Annotated in this window: 16 protein-coding genes and 2 tRNA genes; 15 read left to right on the top strand and 3 right to left on the bottom strand. The window is 70.8% G+C overall.

Annotated elements, in window-relative coordinates:
* Window positions 1-153 precede the first annotated feature (153 nt).
* From proB to ABT254_RS18825, 5 genes are all read left to right on the top strand, one after another.
* Window positions 154-1,260, top strand: a complete 1,107-nt coding sequence (proB, locus tag ABT254_RS18845) for a glutamate 5-kinase (RefSeq protein ID WP_115908201.1) — start codon at window positions 154-156, stop codon at window positions 1,258-1,260.
* Window positions 1,261-1,496: 236 nt separating this feature from the next.
* Window positions 1,497-1,949, top strand: a complete 453-nt coding sequence (locus ABT254_RS18840) for a DUF8830 family protein (protein ID WP_351471117.1) — start codon at window positions 1,497-1,499, stop codon at window positions 1,947-1,949.
* 148 nt (window positions 1,950-2,097) lie between these two features.
* The gene (locus ABT254_RS18835) at window positions 2,098-3,384 is read left to right on the top strand and encodes a glutamate-5-semialdehyde dehydrogenase (RefSeq protein ID WP_344402470.1); all 1,287 of its coding nucleotides are present in this window, start codon (window positions 2,098-2,100) and stop codon (window positions 3,382-3,384) included.
* A gap of 106 nt (window positions 3,385-3,490) precedes the next feature.
* Window positions 3,491-4,060: an SCO2584 family spore wall biosynthesis protein gene (locus ABT254_RS18830; RefSeq protein ID WP_351470937.1), complete on the top strand. Its 570-nt coding sequence runs from the start codon at window positions 3,491-3,493 to the stop codon at window positions 4,058-4,060.
* Window positions 4,061-4,171: 111 nt separating this feature from the next.
* A complete protein-coding gene (locus tag ABT254_RS18825; protein ID WP_351470934.1) occupies window positions 4,172-5,245 on the top strand; it encodes an SCO2583 family membrane protein in 1,074 nt (357 codons plus the stop codon).
* Between the two features lie 46 nt (window positions 5,246-5,291).
* On the opposite strand, the gene ABT254_RS18820 is transcribed toward ABT254_RS18825, so the two are convergent.
* Complete coding sequence (locus ABT254_RS18820) at window positions 5,292-6,407, bottom strand: M48 family metallopeptidase (RefSeq protein ID WP_351470931.1); 1,116 nt, start codon at window positions 6,405-6,407, stop codon at window positions 5,292-5,294.
* 125 nt (window positions 6,408-6,532) lie between these two features.
* On the opposite strand from ABT254_RS18820, the gene ABT254_RS18815 reads away from it, so the two are divergent.
* From ABT254_RS18815 to ABT254_RS18770, 10 genes are all read left to right on the top strand, one after another.
* On the top strand, window positions 6,533-6,694 hold the full coding sequence (locus tag ABT254_RS18815) for a hypothetical protein (RefSeq protein WP_344402465.1): 162 nt from the start codon (window positions 6,533-6,535) through the stop codon (window positions 6,692-6,694).
* A gap of 109 nt (window positions 6,695-6,803) precedes the next feature.
* Window positions 6,804-6,968: a hypothetical protein gene (locus tag ABT254_RS18810; protein ID WP_099928839.1), complete on the top strand. Its 165-nt coding sequence runs from the start codon at window positions 6,804-6,806 to the stop codon at window positions 6,966-6,968.
* Between the two features lie 79 nt (window positions 6,969-7,047).
* Window positions 7,048-7,734, top strand: a complete 687-nt coding sequence (nadD, locus tag ABT254_RS18805; protein ID WP_351470926.1) for a nicotinate-nucleotide adenylyltransferase — start codon at window positions 7,048-7,050, stop codon at window positions 7,732-7,734.
* A 16-nt stretch (window positions 7,735-7,750) separates the two neighbouring features.
* On the top strand, window positions 7,751-9,463 hold the full coding sequence (locus ABT254_RS18800; RefSeq protein WP_351470923.1) for an LCP family protein: 1,713 nt from the start codon (window positions 7,751-7,753) through the stop codon (window positions 9,461-9,463).
* 101 nt (window positions 9,464-9,564) lie between these two features.
* Window positions 9,565-10,008, top strand: coding sequence for a ribosome silencing factor (rsfS, locus tag ABT254_RS18795; RefSeq protein ID WP_344402461.1), 444 nt, complete (start codon window positions 9,565-9,567; stop codon window positions 10,006-10,008).
* Entirely contained in the window at window positions 10,008-10,679 is a 672-nt protein-coding gene (locus ABT254_RS18790) for a histidine phosphatase family protein (RefSeq protein WP_351470920.1), read from the top strand. The genes rsfS and ABT254_RS18790 overlap by 1 nt, the downstream gene beginning before the upstream one ends.
* Before the next feature lie 93 nt (window positions 10,680-10,772).
* Window positions 10,773-10,845, top strand: a tRNA-Ala gene (locus tag ABT254_RS18785).
* Window positions 10,846-11,051: 206 nt separating this feature from the next.
* Window positions 11,052-11,225, top strand: coding sequence for a hypothetical protein (locus ABT254_RS18780; protein ID WP_344402459.1), 174 nt, complete (start codon window positions 11,052-11,054; stop codon window positions 11,223-11,225).
* 3 nt (window positions 11,226-11,228) lie between these two features.
* On the top strand, window positions 11,229-11,462 hold the full coding sequence (locus ABT254_RS18775; protein ID WP_003976229.1) for a hypothetical protein: 234 nt from the start codon (window positions 11,229-11,231) through the stop codon (window positions 11,460-11,462).
* Between the two features lie 105 nt (window positions 11,463-11,567).
* Window positions 11,568-11,640: transfer RNA gene (locus ABT254_RS18770), tRNA-Ala, on the top strand.
* A gap of 109 nt (window positions 11,641-11,749) precedes the next feature.
* Here the strand turns inward: ABT254_RS18770 and ABT254_RS18765 are convergent.
* Together ABT254_RS18765 and ABT254_RS18760 are read right to left on the bottom strand one after the other, a co-directional pair.
* A complete protein-coding gene (locus ABT254_RS18765) occupies window positions 11,750-13,363 on the bottom strand; it encodes an NADH-quinone oxidoreductase subunit NuoF family protein (RefSeq protein WP_030934234.1) in 1,614 nt (537 codons plus the stop codon).
* The gene (locus ABT254_RS18760) at window positions 13,360-14,658 is read right to left on the bottom strand and encodes a ferric reductase-like transmembrane domain-containing protein (RefSeq protein WP_351470915.1); all 1,299 of its coding nucleotides are present in this window, start codon (window positions 14,656-14,658) and stop codon (window positions 13,360-13,362) included. Before ABT254_RS18760 ends, ABT254_RS18765 begins: the two co-directional genes overlap by 4 nt.
* Between the last annotated feature and the right edge of the window lie 34 nt (window positions 14,659-14,692).

The following is a 14,692-nucleotide window of genomic DNA, read 5'->3' as shown; positions in this document are numbered from 1 at the left end:
CCGTATGCAACGCGTGAGCAAATGGTTACGTGGCGCCTGTCCGGGGACTGGACCCGGCGCGCGCGGGACGGTCCCCTTCGCGTAGATTGCCGGGCGGGGGAGCCTGAGCGCGCGAGGGGACGGAAGAACAAGGTGGCAGGGGCAAGGCAGGCCGTGAGCGAGGCCCGCAGGATCGTCGTCAAGGTGGGTTCCTCGTCGCTGACCACCGCGTCCGGCGGCCTGGACGCCGACCGGGTCGACGCGCTCGTCGACGTCCTCGCCAAGAGCCGCAGCGGCGGGGAGAAGGAGATCGTCCTGGTCTCCTCGGGCGCCATCGCCGCCGGGCTCGCACCGCTGGGCCTGCGCCGCCGCCCCAAGGACCTCGCCCGCCAGCAGGCCGCCGCCAGCGTCGGCCAGGGCCTCCTCGTCGCCCGCTACACCGCCTCCTTCGCCCGCTACGGCGTCCGGGTCGGCCAGGTGCTGCTCACCTCCGACGACATGAGCCGCCGCGCCCACCACCGCAACGCCTCCCGCACCCTCGACAAGCTGCTCGCGATGGGCGCGTTCCCGATCGTCAACGAGAACGACACCGTCGCCACCGACGAGATCCGCTTCGGCGACAACGACCGGCTCGCCGCCCTCGTCGCCCACCTCGTCCACGCCGACCTGCTGGTGCTGCTGTCCGACGTCGACGGCGTGTACGACGGCGATCCGAGCAAGCCCGGCACCTCGCGGATAGCCGAGGTACGCGGACCGGAGGATCTCGCGCACGTCGAGATCGGCAGCGCGGGCAAGGCCGGCGTCGGCACCGGCGGCATGGTCACCAAGGTCGAGGCGGCCCGGATCGCGGCCGCCGCGGGCATTCCCGTCGTCCTGACCAGCGCGATCCACGCCGCCGAGGCCCTGCACGGTGGGGACACCGGCACCTACTTCCACCCCGCCGGCAAGCGCTCCGCCGACCGGCTGCTGTGGCTGCAGCACGCCTCCACCCCGCAGGGCTCCCTCACGCTGGACGACGGGGCGGTGCGCGCGGTCGTCGAGCGGCGCAAGTCGCTGCTGCCGGCCGGGATCGCCGCCGTGGAGGGCGAGTTCGTCGCCGGGGACCCGGTGGAACTGCGGGACGCCGAAGGCCGCGCGGTGGCCCGAGGCCTCGTGAACTTCGACGCCAAGGAGCTCCCCCAGCTCCTCGGCCGCTCCACCCGGGAACTGGCCCGCGAACTGGGCCCGGCCTACGAACGCGAGGTCATCCACCGCGACGACCTGGTCCTCCTGCACCCCTGACGCCTCAGGAACGACCTTTCATCACCTCGGCAGCCGGTCCCTCGGCCCCGGCTGCTGAGCCTGTGGGCCGGCTTCGGCCGAAAACGGGGGGAACGACCCGCAAATCGGCCCGTCCTGAGGTGGACGTTCCGCAAAACCGCCCCACGAGCCCTTGCGGCCTGCTCAACTTTGTCTCAGGGATACATTCCGCACGTCCGCCAGTCGATCACTGCGTGAAGGAGGCCGTCGTGAGACGAGTGCGCCCTGGTGCGGCGGCGCCCCGTGACGGCGCCCCCTCCCGCGCGGCCGGCGAGGAGCGCGCCCTGACGAGCGTCGCGGCCGGCGACCGGTACGAGGAGCCGGCCGACCTGCCGCGCCTGTGGCATGTCACCCTCAGCGTTTCCGGCGAGGAGGCACCCCTGAAGGAGGTGCGGCGCGGCCTCGAGCAGCTCGCCCACGACCACCCCTTTCTGCTGACCAGCCGGTACGCGGGCGACCACGCGGAGATCCGCTACTGGGAGGAGGCCCGCGACCTGCACGACGCGGCCGCCGTCGCCCTGCGCCTGTGGGGCGAGCACCGCCAGACCGCCAAGCTGCCCCCCTGGGAGATCGTCGGCCTGGAGGTCATCGACCGCGAGACCTACCACCAGCGCATAGCGGAGGGATACGGCCCGGCGCCCGCAACACCGGTCGGCGTACACCCGTTCTGATACGACCAAGCACCTCAACCATCAATTGAGGAACCCCCACGGCGAGCAACCGCGTCCGCGAGAGCGGCGCCGGTTTAGGCGCAAAACGGGCGTCTCGGGGTTTGGAACGCGCGGTGGACGGCGCCGTCCGGCGCACTACCCTTCCCTCATGACCACGCTTTCGCCGTACGACTCCATGTCCCCGGTCAACCGGGCCGCCTATCGCGCCAAGGCCGCCGCCGCCGACCTCGCCCCGCTGCCGCGCGCGGTCAAGGACGACGCGCTGGCCGCCATCGCGGACGCCCTGGAGGTCCGTACGAGCGAGATCGTCGAGGCCAACGCCAAGGACATCGCCAAGGCCCGCGAGGCCGGCACCAGCGAGGCCATCATCGACCGGCTGACCCTCACCCCGGAGCGGGTGCGTGCCATCGCCTCCGACGTGCGTGACGTCGTCGCCCTGCCCGACCCGGTCGGCGAGGTCGTCCGCGGCTCGACTCTCCCGAACGGCATCGACCTGCGCCAGGTCCGCGTCCCGCTCGGCGTGGTCGGCATCATCTACGAGGCCCGACCGAACGTCACCGTCGACGCCGCCGCCCTCTGCCTGAAGTCCGGAAACGCCGTCCTGCTGCGCGGCTCGGCCTCCGCCTACGAGTCGAACACCGCCCTCGTCCGGGTCATCAGGGACGCCGTCGGCGGCGCCGGACTGCCCGCCGACGCCGTACAGCTCGTACCCGGCGAGAGCCGCGAGAGCGTGCGCGAGCTGATGCGCGCCCGTGGCCTGGTCGACGTCCTGATCCCACGCGGCGGCGCCTCCCTCATCCAGACGGTCGTGACGGAGTCGATCGTCCCCGTCATCGAGACCGGCACCGGCAACTGCCATGTCTACGTCGACGCGGACGCCGACCTCGACATGGCCATCGACATCCTGATCAACTCCAAGGCCCAGCGGGTCAGCGTGTGCAACGCCGCCGAGACCCTCCTGGTCCACCAGGACATCGCCCCGGAGTTCCTGCCGCGCGCTCTGGACGCCCTCGCCGAGGCCGGCGTGACCGTGCACGCCGACCCGCGGGTGCTGGCGTACGCCAAGGACTCCAAGGCGACCGTCGTCGAGGCGACACCGGAGGACTGGGACACCGAGTACCTCTCCTACGACATCGCCGCCGCCGTCGTCGACTCCCTGGACAAGGCCGTCGAGCACATCCGGCTGTGGACCTCCGGTCACACCGAGGCGATCGTGACGACCTCGCAGCAGGCCGCACGCCGCTTCACCCAGCTCGTCGACTCCACCACGGTCGCCGTGAACGCCTCCACCCGCTTCACCGACGGCGGCCAGTTCGGTTTCGGCGCGGAGATCGGCATCTCCACGCAGAAACTGCACGCGCGCGGCCCGATGGGGCTGCCGGAGCTGACCAGCACGAAGTACATCGTCACCGGCGACGGACACATCCGGCGCTGAGACCGCGCCCTCCCGGGCGGCCGTGCCGCATGAGAGGTGTCTCACAAGGCGGATGAATTTCCATACCGTCTGCCCAAATTGACCCCCCAGGTCTACTCTGGATCCCGTGCCGGAGGACGTGGGGGGCACGCCGTTCCCTGACGGCTGGGAGCCCGACGACGACCACGACCGCGGGGTGTCGGACGAAGAGTTCGCCTCCGTGGTCTTCGACGAGGCCTTCGTACGGGCGGCGGTGGTGCACGAGCCGACCGCCGTCGAACGCCTCCTTGCCGCCGCCCAGGCGAGAGCGGAGGCCTCCGAGGCGGAAGCGCGCCGGGCCCACGCCAGGGGCGAGCGGTACGAGGAGGGATACGAACCCTCCGGTTTCGGCCATGATCCCGAGCTCGACGACCCGGACGACACCGACATCCTGGAGGGCCGCTACGGCGCCCCGGGGACGTACGGAAAACAGGTCCGCTGGCACCGCCCGGTCGCCTGGATGCTCGCCCTCGTGATGGGCATAGGCATGGTCGCGCTGGCCTTCACGGCGGTCACCCGTGGCGCCTCCTCGGGCAGCCGGGACCAGGGGCCGCCGCCGCCCGCCTCGACCGGCCTGGAACAGGGCAGCGCTGCGCCGCCCTCCGCTTCCGCCGACAATTCCCAGCCGGCGCTCTCGGTCATCCCGCCGACCCCGTGAGCGGCGCCTGAGCGCCCCCTTAGCGCTCACTTTCGAACCTGGTGAGAACCTGTCAGAAGTTGTCGTGTACCAGGGCGTTTACCGGGGCTCCCGGAGACCTACCCTGAATATATGGGAGGGCCTGGAGACCCACCTGAGGGGACACCCGAGGGCGCCCCCGGCGGTGGAGGAGAGGACGAATACCGATCCGTCGTCTTCGACGAGTCGTTCGTCCGCGCTGCCCGCCTCCAGGAGTTCTCCGCGCAGGAGCGCATGGCCGACCACGCACCCGCCGTGCGCCGCCGCCCGCCACTGCGCAGAGGCCTGTCCCGGCAGGCCCTGATCCTGGTCCTGCTGATAGCCGTGGCCTTCGGCACCGCCATCTACATGGGTGTACGGCACCCCTACCAGAGCTCCGCCGCCCGGCAGCCCGTCGAGCCCCTGCGGATGACCGTCATACCCCTCTCCCCGCAGGGCAAGGTGCCGGGCGCGGCCGATCCCGAGTACCTGTACACGCACAGCCCCGCCGCCCAGTTCCGCGTCGGCGCCGAGGGCATACCGCTGCCCGCCGCGCGGCGCACCGCGCACTTCTCGGACAGCCAGGTGGTGGCCGCCCTGACCACCGCCAAGGACTACATAGTCCGCTCCTCGCTCTACCCCGAGGTGCTCAGCAGCCAGGACGTCCGCGCCGCGCGCGTCCTGCTCGACGGCGGCCAACTCGACCAGTTCGACCAGAGTTTCGAGCACCCGACCGCCGACGGCCGCCACCAGCCCACCGGATGGCTGGTCCGCTTCGACCAGACCCGCGCCCAGCTCGCCGACAGCAGGATCCGCGTCCAGGGCACACTGCAGGCCACCGAGACCGACTCGGCCACCCTCGAGGTCACCGCGGACCACACCTTCGTCTACGCGCTGAAGCCGACCGGCGCCGACGCCGGGGCCCAGGCCTCCCTGTTCACCGTCCGGCGCGAGCTGCACTTCCGCTTCGACCGCGACGACCTGCGCCTGCACCAGGCCCAGCTGGTCGTCTCCTACGTCCAGGCAGGACCGCTGTCCTGCGCCGAGGACTCGACGAACCACTTCCACCCGCTGCTGGCCGGGCAGACGGCCAAGGCGGGCGGCCCCGCAGGCACCGACCCCTACGCCACGGGCGGCGCCACCGCCCTGTGCGGATCCCTGGCGACGAGCGCGCAGCCCAAGGTGTGAGCGACCGGCGGGGCGCCGCCGTCCCCGCCGGCCTCGAACCGCCGGATCAGTCCTCGTCGCGCCGCGGGGTGTCCGTGGGCGGCTCGTCCTGTGGCGGGCGCTCCTGCGAGGGAGCCGAGCTGGTGAAGCCGTCGAACCCGCGCCGCATCCGCCCGCCGATGCCCCCGGCCCCGCCGGCGATGTCGCTGACCAGCTTCATCAGCGGGTCCTTGGAGCTCTTCACATTGCTGGCGTAGCTGGCCGCGGACTCCCGGAACGAGTCCGAGACGGAGGTGTCCTTGTCCTCGCTGCGCCGCGGGTAGTGGCCGTCCATGATCCGCTGGTAGTCCCGGGACTCGGACCACTTCTTCAGCTCGGCCGCCCGGATGGTGGTGAACGGGTGCGAGCGCGGCAGCAGGTTCAGGATCTTCAGCACGGAGTCGCGCAGGTCGCCGCCCGCCTCGTACTCCTCGGCCTGCTCGAGGAACGCGTCCACGTTCATCTCGTGCAGATGGTTGCCGCCCGCGATCTTCATCAGGCCGCGCATCGAGGCCTCCAGATCCTGCCCGGCCAGCAGTCCCGCCCGGTCCGCGGACAGCTCCGACTTGCGGAACCACTCGCGCAGTGCCGTCACGATCGCCATGATCGCGATGGTGCCCAGCGGGATCCAGGCGACCCGGACCGCCAGCTGGGTCAGGAACAGCAGGATCGTGCGGTACACCGCGTGCCCGGACAGGGCGTGGCCCACCTCGTGGCCGATGACCGCCCGCATCTCCTCCTCGTCGAGCAGCTCGACGAGCCCGGTGGTGACGACGATGATCGGCTGGTCCAGGCCGATGCACATGGCGTTCGGCTGCGGGTCCTGGTTGACGTACATCGGCGGGACCTTCTCCAGGTCCAGGATGTAACAGGCGTCCCGCAGCATGTCGTTGAGGTGCGCGAACTGCTGGTCCGAGACGCGCACCGAGTCGGACAGGAAGAGCAGCCTGAGGCTGCGCTCGGGCAGCAGCCCGCTGAGCGCCTTGAAGACCGTGTCGAAGCCGCTCAGCTTGCGCAGCGCCACCAGTGCGGAGCGGTCCGCCGGGTGCTCGTACGCACGCGAGGAGATCCCCGGGAAGCGCCTGCGCTGCCTGCTCGGTACGTTCTCGTGTCCGTTGTGCTCGTGGTGGCCGTCGTCGGACATGTTCTCCCCCATGTGCGTGTAGTGGCCCTTTGCGGACCCTTGTGCGGCCCTTTGCGCCCCCGAAGCGAGCCCCAGCCTAGGCGGAGTTACCGTGGACGGGCACTACACCGAAGGAGTCCAAAACCATGGAGCACACCCCTGCGGCCGCCTGGCTCGCCGAGGCCGCGAGCGCCGCCCCACACCAAGGGCCGGGGAATCTGCTCCGGGTCGTACTGATCGTGATGATGGTGGGCTGTGCGCTGACCGGGTGGTTCCTGTTGCGGGGCTACAAGCAGAAGGACGACTGACGCTCGCCCCGGGTTCCCCGACAGCGGAGTCGGGGTGATCGCCCGGGAGGCGCCCGCTTACGATGGGCCGACATCTTTATCCCGCCCACACCGAATAGGTCCTGCCGAGATGAGCTTCCACAGCGCCGCAGCCCAGTTGGTCACCCTTGCCGCCGAGGGCGAGGAGCACGGCGGCAACCACGAGAGCCTCAGCCCCTACGTCACCGGTGGCAGCGCGCTGTTCATCCTGCTGCTCCTGCTGTGGATCACCACCCGTTTCAACCGCGACCGCTGAGGCGCCCGGTGCCCATAGCGGGGCACTCGGGACATCCTCGGGCCGGTGCCCTCAGGCCGGGCCGGTAGGGTCTGCACGCATGGGAGAGCAGGACATGCCTACCGGTCCGGCGAAGGACGCGACGATCGGCACGGAACCCCGCCCGACGGGCGGCCCCGGCAACGGGCCGTCGAACCCGGGCAAGCGCCGCCTCGGCGTCATGGGCGGAACCTTCGATCCGATCCACCACGGGCACCTCGTGGCGGCCAGTGAGGTCGCCGCGCAGTTCCACCTGGACGAGGTGGTGTTCGTCCCGACGGGCCAGCCGTGGCAGAAGAGCCACCGCCATGTCTCCCCGGCCGAGGACCGCTATCTGATGACGGTCATCGCGACCGCCGAGAACCCGCAGTTCTCGGTGAGCCGCATCGACATCGACCGCGGCGGCCCCACCTACACGGTCGACACCCTGCGCGACCTGCGCGCCCTCAACCCGGACACGGACCTGTTCTTCATCACCGGCGCCGACGCCCTCGCCCAACTGCTGACCTGGCGGGACACCGCGGAGCTGTTCTCCCTCGCGCACTTCATCGGGTGCACCCGGCCCGGCCACCACCTGACCGACCACGGTCTCCCGGAAGGCGGTGTCTCTCTCGTGGAGGTTCCCGCGCTGGCCATCTCCTCCACCGACTGCCGTGCGAGAGTCGCCAAGGGAGACCCCATCTGGTACATGGTGCCGGACGGAGTCGTGCGCTACATCGACAAGCGCGAGCTGTACCGCGGCGAGTGAGCCGAGAGGGGCACCGGTGAACGACCGATACGACGCGGGCTACGGCGGCGACCACGAGGACCAGTACGAACTCGTCGGCTACGACGAGTACGGCCGGCCCGTCTACCGGCAGACCGCGCCGGGGCAGGCTCCCCAGCAGCCGTACGACCCGTACGGGCAGCAGCCGGGCTACGGGTACGACCCGTACGCCACCGGCCGTCAGCAGCCGGTCCCGCAGCAGTACGACCCCTACGGCACCGGCCAGCAGCCGCCCGTGCCCTCCTACGACCCCTACGGCACCGGCTCGCACCACCCTGGCGCGCCCGGGACGCCGTACGACCCCTACGGGCAGGCCGCGGCGAGCGGTCAGCAGCCCCGGGTCGTCACCGAGCAGACCGCCTACATCCCGCAGCAGGCCGGCCCGGCGGAGCCCGCCCCGAGCGAGAAGGCCCCACCGCGGACCGAACGGGACTACCACACCGAGCAGTTCGCCTTCGTCGAGGACCCGGACGCCGAGTCCGAGGACGTCATCGACTGGCTGAACTTCACCGAGAACCGCACCGAGCGCCGCGAGGAGGCCAAGCGCCGCGCCCGCAGCCGCATGATCGCCCTCGTCGTCGTCCTGGCGCTGGTCGCGGTGGGCGGCGTCGGCTACCTCTGGTACGCCGGGAAACTGCCGGGCCTGTCGTCGCCCGACTCCAAGAAGGGCGGCACCGCGACGGCCGCCGGCGCCCAGAACCGCGATGTGATCGTCGTCCACCTGCACAACACCAAGAAGGGCGGCACCTCCACGGCGCTGCTCGTCGACAACACCACCACCAAGCAGGCCACCACCGTCCTGCTGCCCAACTCCCTCGCCCTGACCGACGACGACGGCAACACCACCACCCTCGCCAAGTCGGTCGAGGACGACGGCTCCTCCGGCACCCGCGACGCCCTCGACACGGTCCTCGGCACCGACATCGAGGGCACCTGGCGGCTGGACACCCCCTACCTGCAGAACCTCGTCGACCTCGTCGGCAGCATCGACGTCGACACCAACGCCGACGTACCCGACCCGGCCGCCACGAAGAAGGGCAGCGCGCCCCTCGTGCACAAGGGCAAGGACCAGACCCTCAGCGGCAAGATGGCCGTCGCCTACGCCACCTACCGCGCCCCCGGCGAGGCCCAGAACGCCCAGCTGGAGCGGTTCGGCCAGGTCATGCAGGGCACGCTGCGCAAGCTGTCCTCCGACCCGACGACGGCGACCACCACCGTGCAGACGCTGGCGCAGATCCTGGACCCCTCCCTGACCGACAAGGACCTCGGCACCTTCCTGGCCAAGCTGGCCGACCTCGCCAAGGGCGGCGACTACAAGACCGCCCTGCTGCCGGTCCAGAACGACGGCACGCTGAGCGAGCAGGCAAGCGCCAGTGTGGTCAAGGACGTCCTCGGCGGCGCCGCGAAGAGCCCCGACCAGGGCTCCGGGGTCCGGGTCTCCGTGCAGAACGCCAGCGGTGTGAAGGACAACACAGAGAAGGCCCGCGTGGTCCTTCTCAACGGAGGCTTCACCTTCCTGGAGGGCGGCACGGCCCCGGCCCCCTCGGCCACGTCCAAGGTCGTCTACACCGACGCCGCCGACAAGGAGAACGCCGCCGAGGTCGCCAAGACCCTGGGCCTGCCCGCCACCTCGGTCACCAAGGGCAAGACCGCCGGGAACGCGAACGTCTCCGTGATCCTCGGACAGAACTACAAGCCGTCCTCGTCCTAGCCGGCCACAGCCGCCCCACGTGATCCCTTAATCACGTGGGGTGCTGTCGGCGGTCCGTGAGACCCTTGGTGTCAAGTGACCGCCGACCGGAAAGCCACGTAGTGACCGCCACTGACCGCTCTCTCGAGCTCATCACCACCGCCGCGCAGGCGGCCGCCGACAAGCTCGCGCACGACATCATCGCCTACGACGTCAGCGACGTCCTGTCGATCACGGACGCCTTCCTGCTGGCCTCCGCACCCAACGACCGCCAGGTCAAGTCGATCGTCGACGAGATCGAGGAGCGGCTCAACAAGGAGCTCGGCGCCAAGCCGGTGCGCCGCGAGGGCGACCGCGAGGCCCGCTGGGTCCTCCTCGACTACGTCGACATCGTCGTCCACGTCCAGCACAGCGAGGAGCGCGTCTTCTACGCCCTGGAGCGGCTGTGGAAGGACTGCCCCGAGCTGGAGCTGCCCGCCGACGCGAAGGCCACCCGCGGCAAGGCCGAGGAGCACGCCAAGCTGCAGGCTGCCGAGGAGGCGGCCGACCTGGGCGGTGAGTGGTGATGAGCGCCACCGGTGAGGTGTCCGCCGGCCGGACGGGCCGCGGCCGCCGCGTCATCCTGTGGCGCCACGGCCAGACCTCCTGGAACGTGGAGCGCCGCTTCCAGGGCACCACGGACGTCGCACTCACCGAGGCGGGCCTCGCCCAGGCCCGCCGCGCCGCCCGGCTGCTCGTCTCCCTCAAGCCCCACGCGATCGTCGCCTCCGACCTCCAGCGCGCCGCGAACACGGCGGCCGAGCTCGCCGTGCTCACCGGCCTGGAGGTCACCCACGAGGAGGGCCTGCGCGAGACCTACGCGGGCGTCTGGCAGGGCCTGACGCACGAGGAGATCATCGAGCGCTACGGCGAGGAGTACGCCGCCTGGAAGCGCGGTGAGCCGGTCCGCCGCGGCGGCGGCGAACTGGAGACCGAGGTGGCCGAGCGCGCCGCCCCCGTGGTGCTGCGGCACGCGGAGAAGCTCCCCGACGACGGCACGCTCGTCGTGGTCAGCCACGGCGGGACGATCCGCACCACCATCGGACGCCTCCTGGGCCTGGAGGCCCGCCACTGGGAGAGCCTGGGCGGTCTCTCCAACTGCTGCTGGTCCGTCCTGGGCGAGGGCGCCCGCGGCTGGCGCCTGCTGGAGCACAACGCCGGCACCCTCCCGGAGCCGGTGCTCGGCGACGACGACTGACCTCCCGGCGGCCCGCACACCCGGATTTCACTTTCCGGCAGGTCGCAGGCTAGAGTTCTACTCGTTCGCCCCGCCAAGCAGCGGGACGCACGAGGGGCTATAGCTCAGTTGGTAGAGCGCCTGCATGGCATGCAGGAGGTCAGGAGTTCAATTCTCCTTAGCTCCACAGATCGCTCGACGAAGATCCCGTCCCCGCAGGGGGCGGGATCTTCGCGTTCCTGAACCGACTTGAGTCACTTCGGCCCCGCAGGCGTATACCTCTGCGAAGGCGCCGTGTCCGGACTGGTACTGAGGCGTCGCTGACCGTATTGGTCCGGCCGTGGCAGAATCAAACGGCCGGAAGGGAGCGCGGCCCGACGGGAGGGAGCAGTGATGCCTGCGAGCATCCTCGAGGAGGTCGGCCACCTCCTCGAAGCGGCGTCGACACGGGACACGGTCACCCGTCTGAGCTGCCCTTCCTGCGGTTCCCTCCATGTCGCCCAAGTTCTCGGCGACAACGGCGGAATCTCCTACGTGTGCACGGCCTGCGGCCACAGCTGGAGCTGATCGATGGGTGCACACAGGCGAAAGTGCGACTGGTGCGGCAGCGGTACGCCGATCGTCCGCGACATGGAGCCGGTCAACCCCGACTACCAGTACTGGTGCGAGGAATGCGCGCGGGCGCTGATCATAAAGGGCGACCCGATCGAGACGTACCGCGAGCTGGAGGGCGAGCCGATCTACGGCCGCCTCCTGGAGGAGCACTGCACGCTCAAGCGGTTCTACTCCTTCGTCACCGCTTGACGCCGTCGGCCCTGCCCGGGGCCGACGGAAACGATTTGGTGTTCCACCCGGTGGACCGTGTAATGTTGGCGTCGCCGCCGGGGGAAACCCCGGAGGACCAAGCAAGGGGCTATAGCTCAGTTGGTAGAGCGCCTGCATGGCATGCAGGAGGTCAGGAGTTCAATTCTCCTTAGCTCCACAATCAAGATCCCGCCGGATCGATTCGATCCGGCGGGATCTTCGTGTATTCGGGGGCAGTTGCGCGGAAAGGGGCCGCCCGGTGCGGACGGCCCCTTCCTGACGTCGGCTCAGCGGCCCAGCGCGCGCCGCCCGCGGCCCTGCGAGAGGACCGGCAGGTTGCGGGAGGGCGCCCGGTCCCTGGGCGTCTCCTCCTCGATGCGCAGGGCCAGCGCCGGGCAACGGCGCACGGCGCGCAGGGCCTTGGCCTCCGCGTAGCGCGGCACCTGGGCCTGGGCGACGGTCGGGAAGCCGTCGGCGCCGAGTTCGAACACCTCCGGGAGGATGTCCGCGCACAGCCCGTGGCCCCGGCACAGCGTCCAGTCGACGTAGATCTTCTGACGGCTGGGGCCGTTCTCCACGGGCTCGCCGCCGCCCGGGATACCCGTGGGCATCTGACCGCCCTCGAAGAGCGGCAGAACGCCTTCCACGGGCCTTCCGCAGCCGTTTCCGAGGACGTGCGCGGCCAGGTCGTCGGTGAACGCCTTGATGGTCGACTCCAGGAACATCGCGGAGCCGTCCGGGTGCGAGCACGCGCCGCGCCGCTTCACGTTCTTGGCGACCTGCTTGAGCGCCTCAAGCGCGGCCGGGCCGCCGCCGTTGAGGATGTCCGCCATGCCCCGCGCCGCAGCGGGCAGACCGAGGTAGCAGGGACCGCACTGTCCCGCGCTCTCCTCGGCCAGCCACTGCGCCACGCGCAGCGACTCGCCCAGCGGGCAGGTCTCCTGACTGATCGGCAGGATCGCGCCGGCGCCCAGCGCACCGCCCACCGCGTCCAGGGAGTTGCGGGAGACGATCGCCTCGTTGACCGTCGCCGCGTCGATCCACTTGCCGTGGTAGCCGCCCGTCAGCACGCCTTGGGGCACCGGCGGGGCGCCGGCGAGCTGGAGGACGTAGCGCAGCGGGACGCCCGTGGGGACCTCGATCACCATGGGGCGGGCGACAGCGCCGGAGACCGTGAGCATGACGGTGCCCGGCTCGTCGTACAGACCGGTGTTGCCGTAGCGCTCCGGGCCGATGCGGGCGGCGATCGCCAGCTGGGCGAAGGTCTCGGCGTTCGACAGCAGGGTCGGTGCGCCGCCGACGCCGTTCTGGGAGGCGCTGACCTTGCGGCCGGGCGGGATCGCCGGGCCGCCGTCGATGGAGCGGATCAGCGAGGCGGCCGCTCCGGTCACCATGCGGATGGGATTGCGCTGCACGCGCGCGCGTAGAACCGAGCGGCGGCCGTTGCTCAGGCCGCGTTCGGCGAGCGCGGCCTCCATCGAGCGCTGCGTTGACTCACGGGTGACCCCCACCACGAGCGTGCGGGCACCCAGCGCCTCCGCGACCAGCAGAGCGCCGTCCAGGATGAGGTGCGGGGCACGGTTGATCAGGACCGTGTCCTTGCGGCAGGCCGGCTCGTCCTCGCTTCCGTTGACGACGACGACCGGCCGTACGCCGCGCTTGATCGCCGCTTCGGCGACCGAGCGCAGCTTCTTGTGGAAGGGGAAGCCCGCGCCGCCGCGGCCCTTCAGGTTGATGTTCTCGGCGAGCTTCGCGAGCTGCTCGCCACCGAGCGGTTCGAGCGGCCCGTGCACCTTGAGGTGCATGGGCAGATCGAGTCTTTCGACAAGGTCGAAGCCTGACGTGAGCTGCGGAAGTCCGACCACGCGGACTTCTGGGACGTCGGGCAGGGCCTCGTTCACCTATAGCCTCCGGAAGGCGTGTTCCAAGGTTCGCCCGAACCCGGCGCGTCGAAGGAGGCACCGGGCATTGGTTCACTGGCGGGACCGCTGTTGTACGTGTCGTTCGGGTTGTACGTGCCGTAGAGGGTGTTTGTCTCACCGGTGTCGTACATGTCACTTCCGCCATACCCCGCGGTGCCCGGATTGCCATAGGCCGGGATGTTGTATCCGGTGTCCTGCATCGGGTCGTACGCCGACGGGGGCGCCTCGCCGACCGGCGGCGGCGAGGGGACCGGCCAGCTGCCCGAGGTGCTGCCGTCCGTGCGCGGGATGGACTCCGTGGGCTGCATGTCCATGGGCAGGTCCATGCGGGCGGTCTGGTCGGCGTAGGACTGCCGGCCGCGCTGCTGCGGCGTGACCGCGCGGTAGGCGGCCGCGAAGCCGCCCGCGGGCTCCGGGGTCATCGTGCGGGCGGCAGGAGCGTCGTAGTAGGGCGCCGCGGGCGTGGTCGTCGTGTCGGCGGGGGACGGCTTCGGCGCCCGCGCGTTCTCGTAGCCCGGCAGTGCGGAGGAGGTCTCGCCGACCCGTGCGCGGCTCGCTTCCAGCTCCTCGGCGCGGGCCGAGCCCGGCTCGTTGCCCAGGAGGGCGGCCAGCCGGTCGGCGACCTTGCGCTTGAACGGCCGGGGAGCGGCCCGCAGGGCGAGCGCGGCGGCCACCGCGACCAGGCACAGCTCGTAGGAGATCATGAAGAACGGCTTCGCCGCGCGGCCCGCGAACAGGCCGTGGACCAGCGCCGAGCACCAGGCCGGGTAGGCCAGTGCGTGCATGGCGCGCCAGCGCGCCGCGACCGGTGCCGGGGAGGCGAACTGGTTGCGCAGGGCGCCGGTGATGCCCACGAAGATCATGAGCAGTCCGGCCAGCGAGCCGAGACCGATGAGTCCCGCGCTGCCCTTGACGCCGAGGCTGAAGGGGATCAGCGCGGCGATCAGCACCGTGTGGTCCAGGGCCAGCTTGACGGTGATGTGCACCAGCAGGAACGCGATCGAGCCGACGGCCGTCACCCGGTGGATGCCCTGGGCGATGATCCGCTGGCGCGTGTTCAGGATGAGCCGGTCCTGGGCCACCAGTCCCCAGATCACCGAGCAGGTGAGGCAGACGAGCGAGAGGACGCCCGCACCGAAGTTCAGGAACTGTTGCAGCCACTCGCCTCCGAGCAGCACGACGACGGGTATGAGCAGCAGTACGACAGCCGACGCCACCCCATAGGCCGACCGGCCCGGCCTGGGGAGCGAGGTGTTACTACGACGAGGGTTCATGGGGGCAACTCCGAAGCAGTTTCGGGAAGGCGGT

The organism is Streptomyces sp. NPDC001137, from assembly GCF_040298885.1.
Classification (GTDB): Bacteria; Actinomycetota; Actinomycetes; order Streptomycetales; family Streptomycetaceae; genus Streptomyces.
This window is presented reverse-complemented; position numbering and strand designations above follow the sequence as displayed.

Bases quoted from the DNA above. Each gene is read 5' to 3' on its own strand.
- ABT254_RS18835 (WP_344402470.1), top strand. From the start codon at position 2,098: ATGACCACGCTTTCGCCGTACGACTCCATGTCCCCGGTCAACCGGGCC.
- ABT254_RS18825 (WP_351470934.1), top strand. From the start codon at position 4,172: ATGGGAGGGCCTGGAGACCCACCTGAGGGGACACCCGAGGGCGCCCCC.
- ABT254_RS18820 (WP_351470931.1), bottom strand. From the start codon at position 6,407: ATGTCCGACGACGGCCACCACGAGCACAACGGACACGAGAACGTACCG.
- ABT254_RS18815 (WP_344402465.1), top strand. From the start codon at position 6,533: ATGGAGCACACCCCTGCGGCCGCCTGGCTCGCCGAGGCCGCGAGCGCC.
- ABT254_RS18810 (WP_099928839.1), top strand. From the start codon at position 6,804: ATGAGCTTCCACAGCGCCGCAGCCCAGTTGGTCACCCTTGCCGCCGAG.
- nadD (WP_351470926.1), top strand. From the start codon at position 7,048: ATGGGAGAGCAGGACATGCCTACCGGTCCGGCGAAGGACGCGACGATC.
- ABT254_RS18790 (WP_351470920.1), top strand. From the start codon at position 10,008: ATGAGCGCCACCGGTGAGGTGTCCGCCGGCCGGACGGGCCGCGGCCGC.
- ABT254_RS18780 (WP_344402459.1), top strand. From the start codon at position 11,052: ATGCCTGCGAGCATCCTCGAGGAGGTCGGCCACCTCCTCGAAGCGGCG.
- ABT254_RS18775 (WP_003976229.1), top strand. From the start codon at position 11,229: ATGGGTGCACACAGGCGAAAGTGCGACTGGTGCGGCAGCGGTACGCCG.
- ABT254_RS18760 (WP_351470915.1), bottom strand. From the start codon at position 14,658: ATGAACCCTCGTCGTAGTAACACCTCGCTCCCCAGGCCGGGCCGGTCG.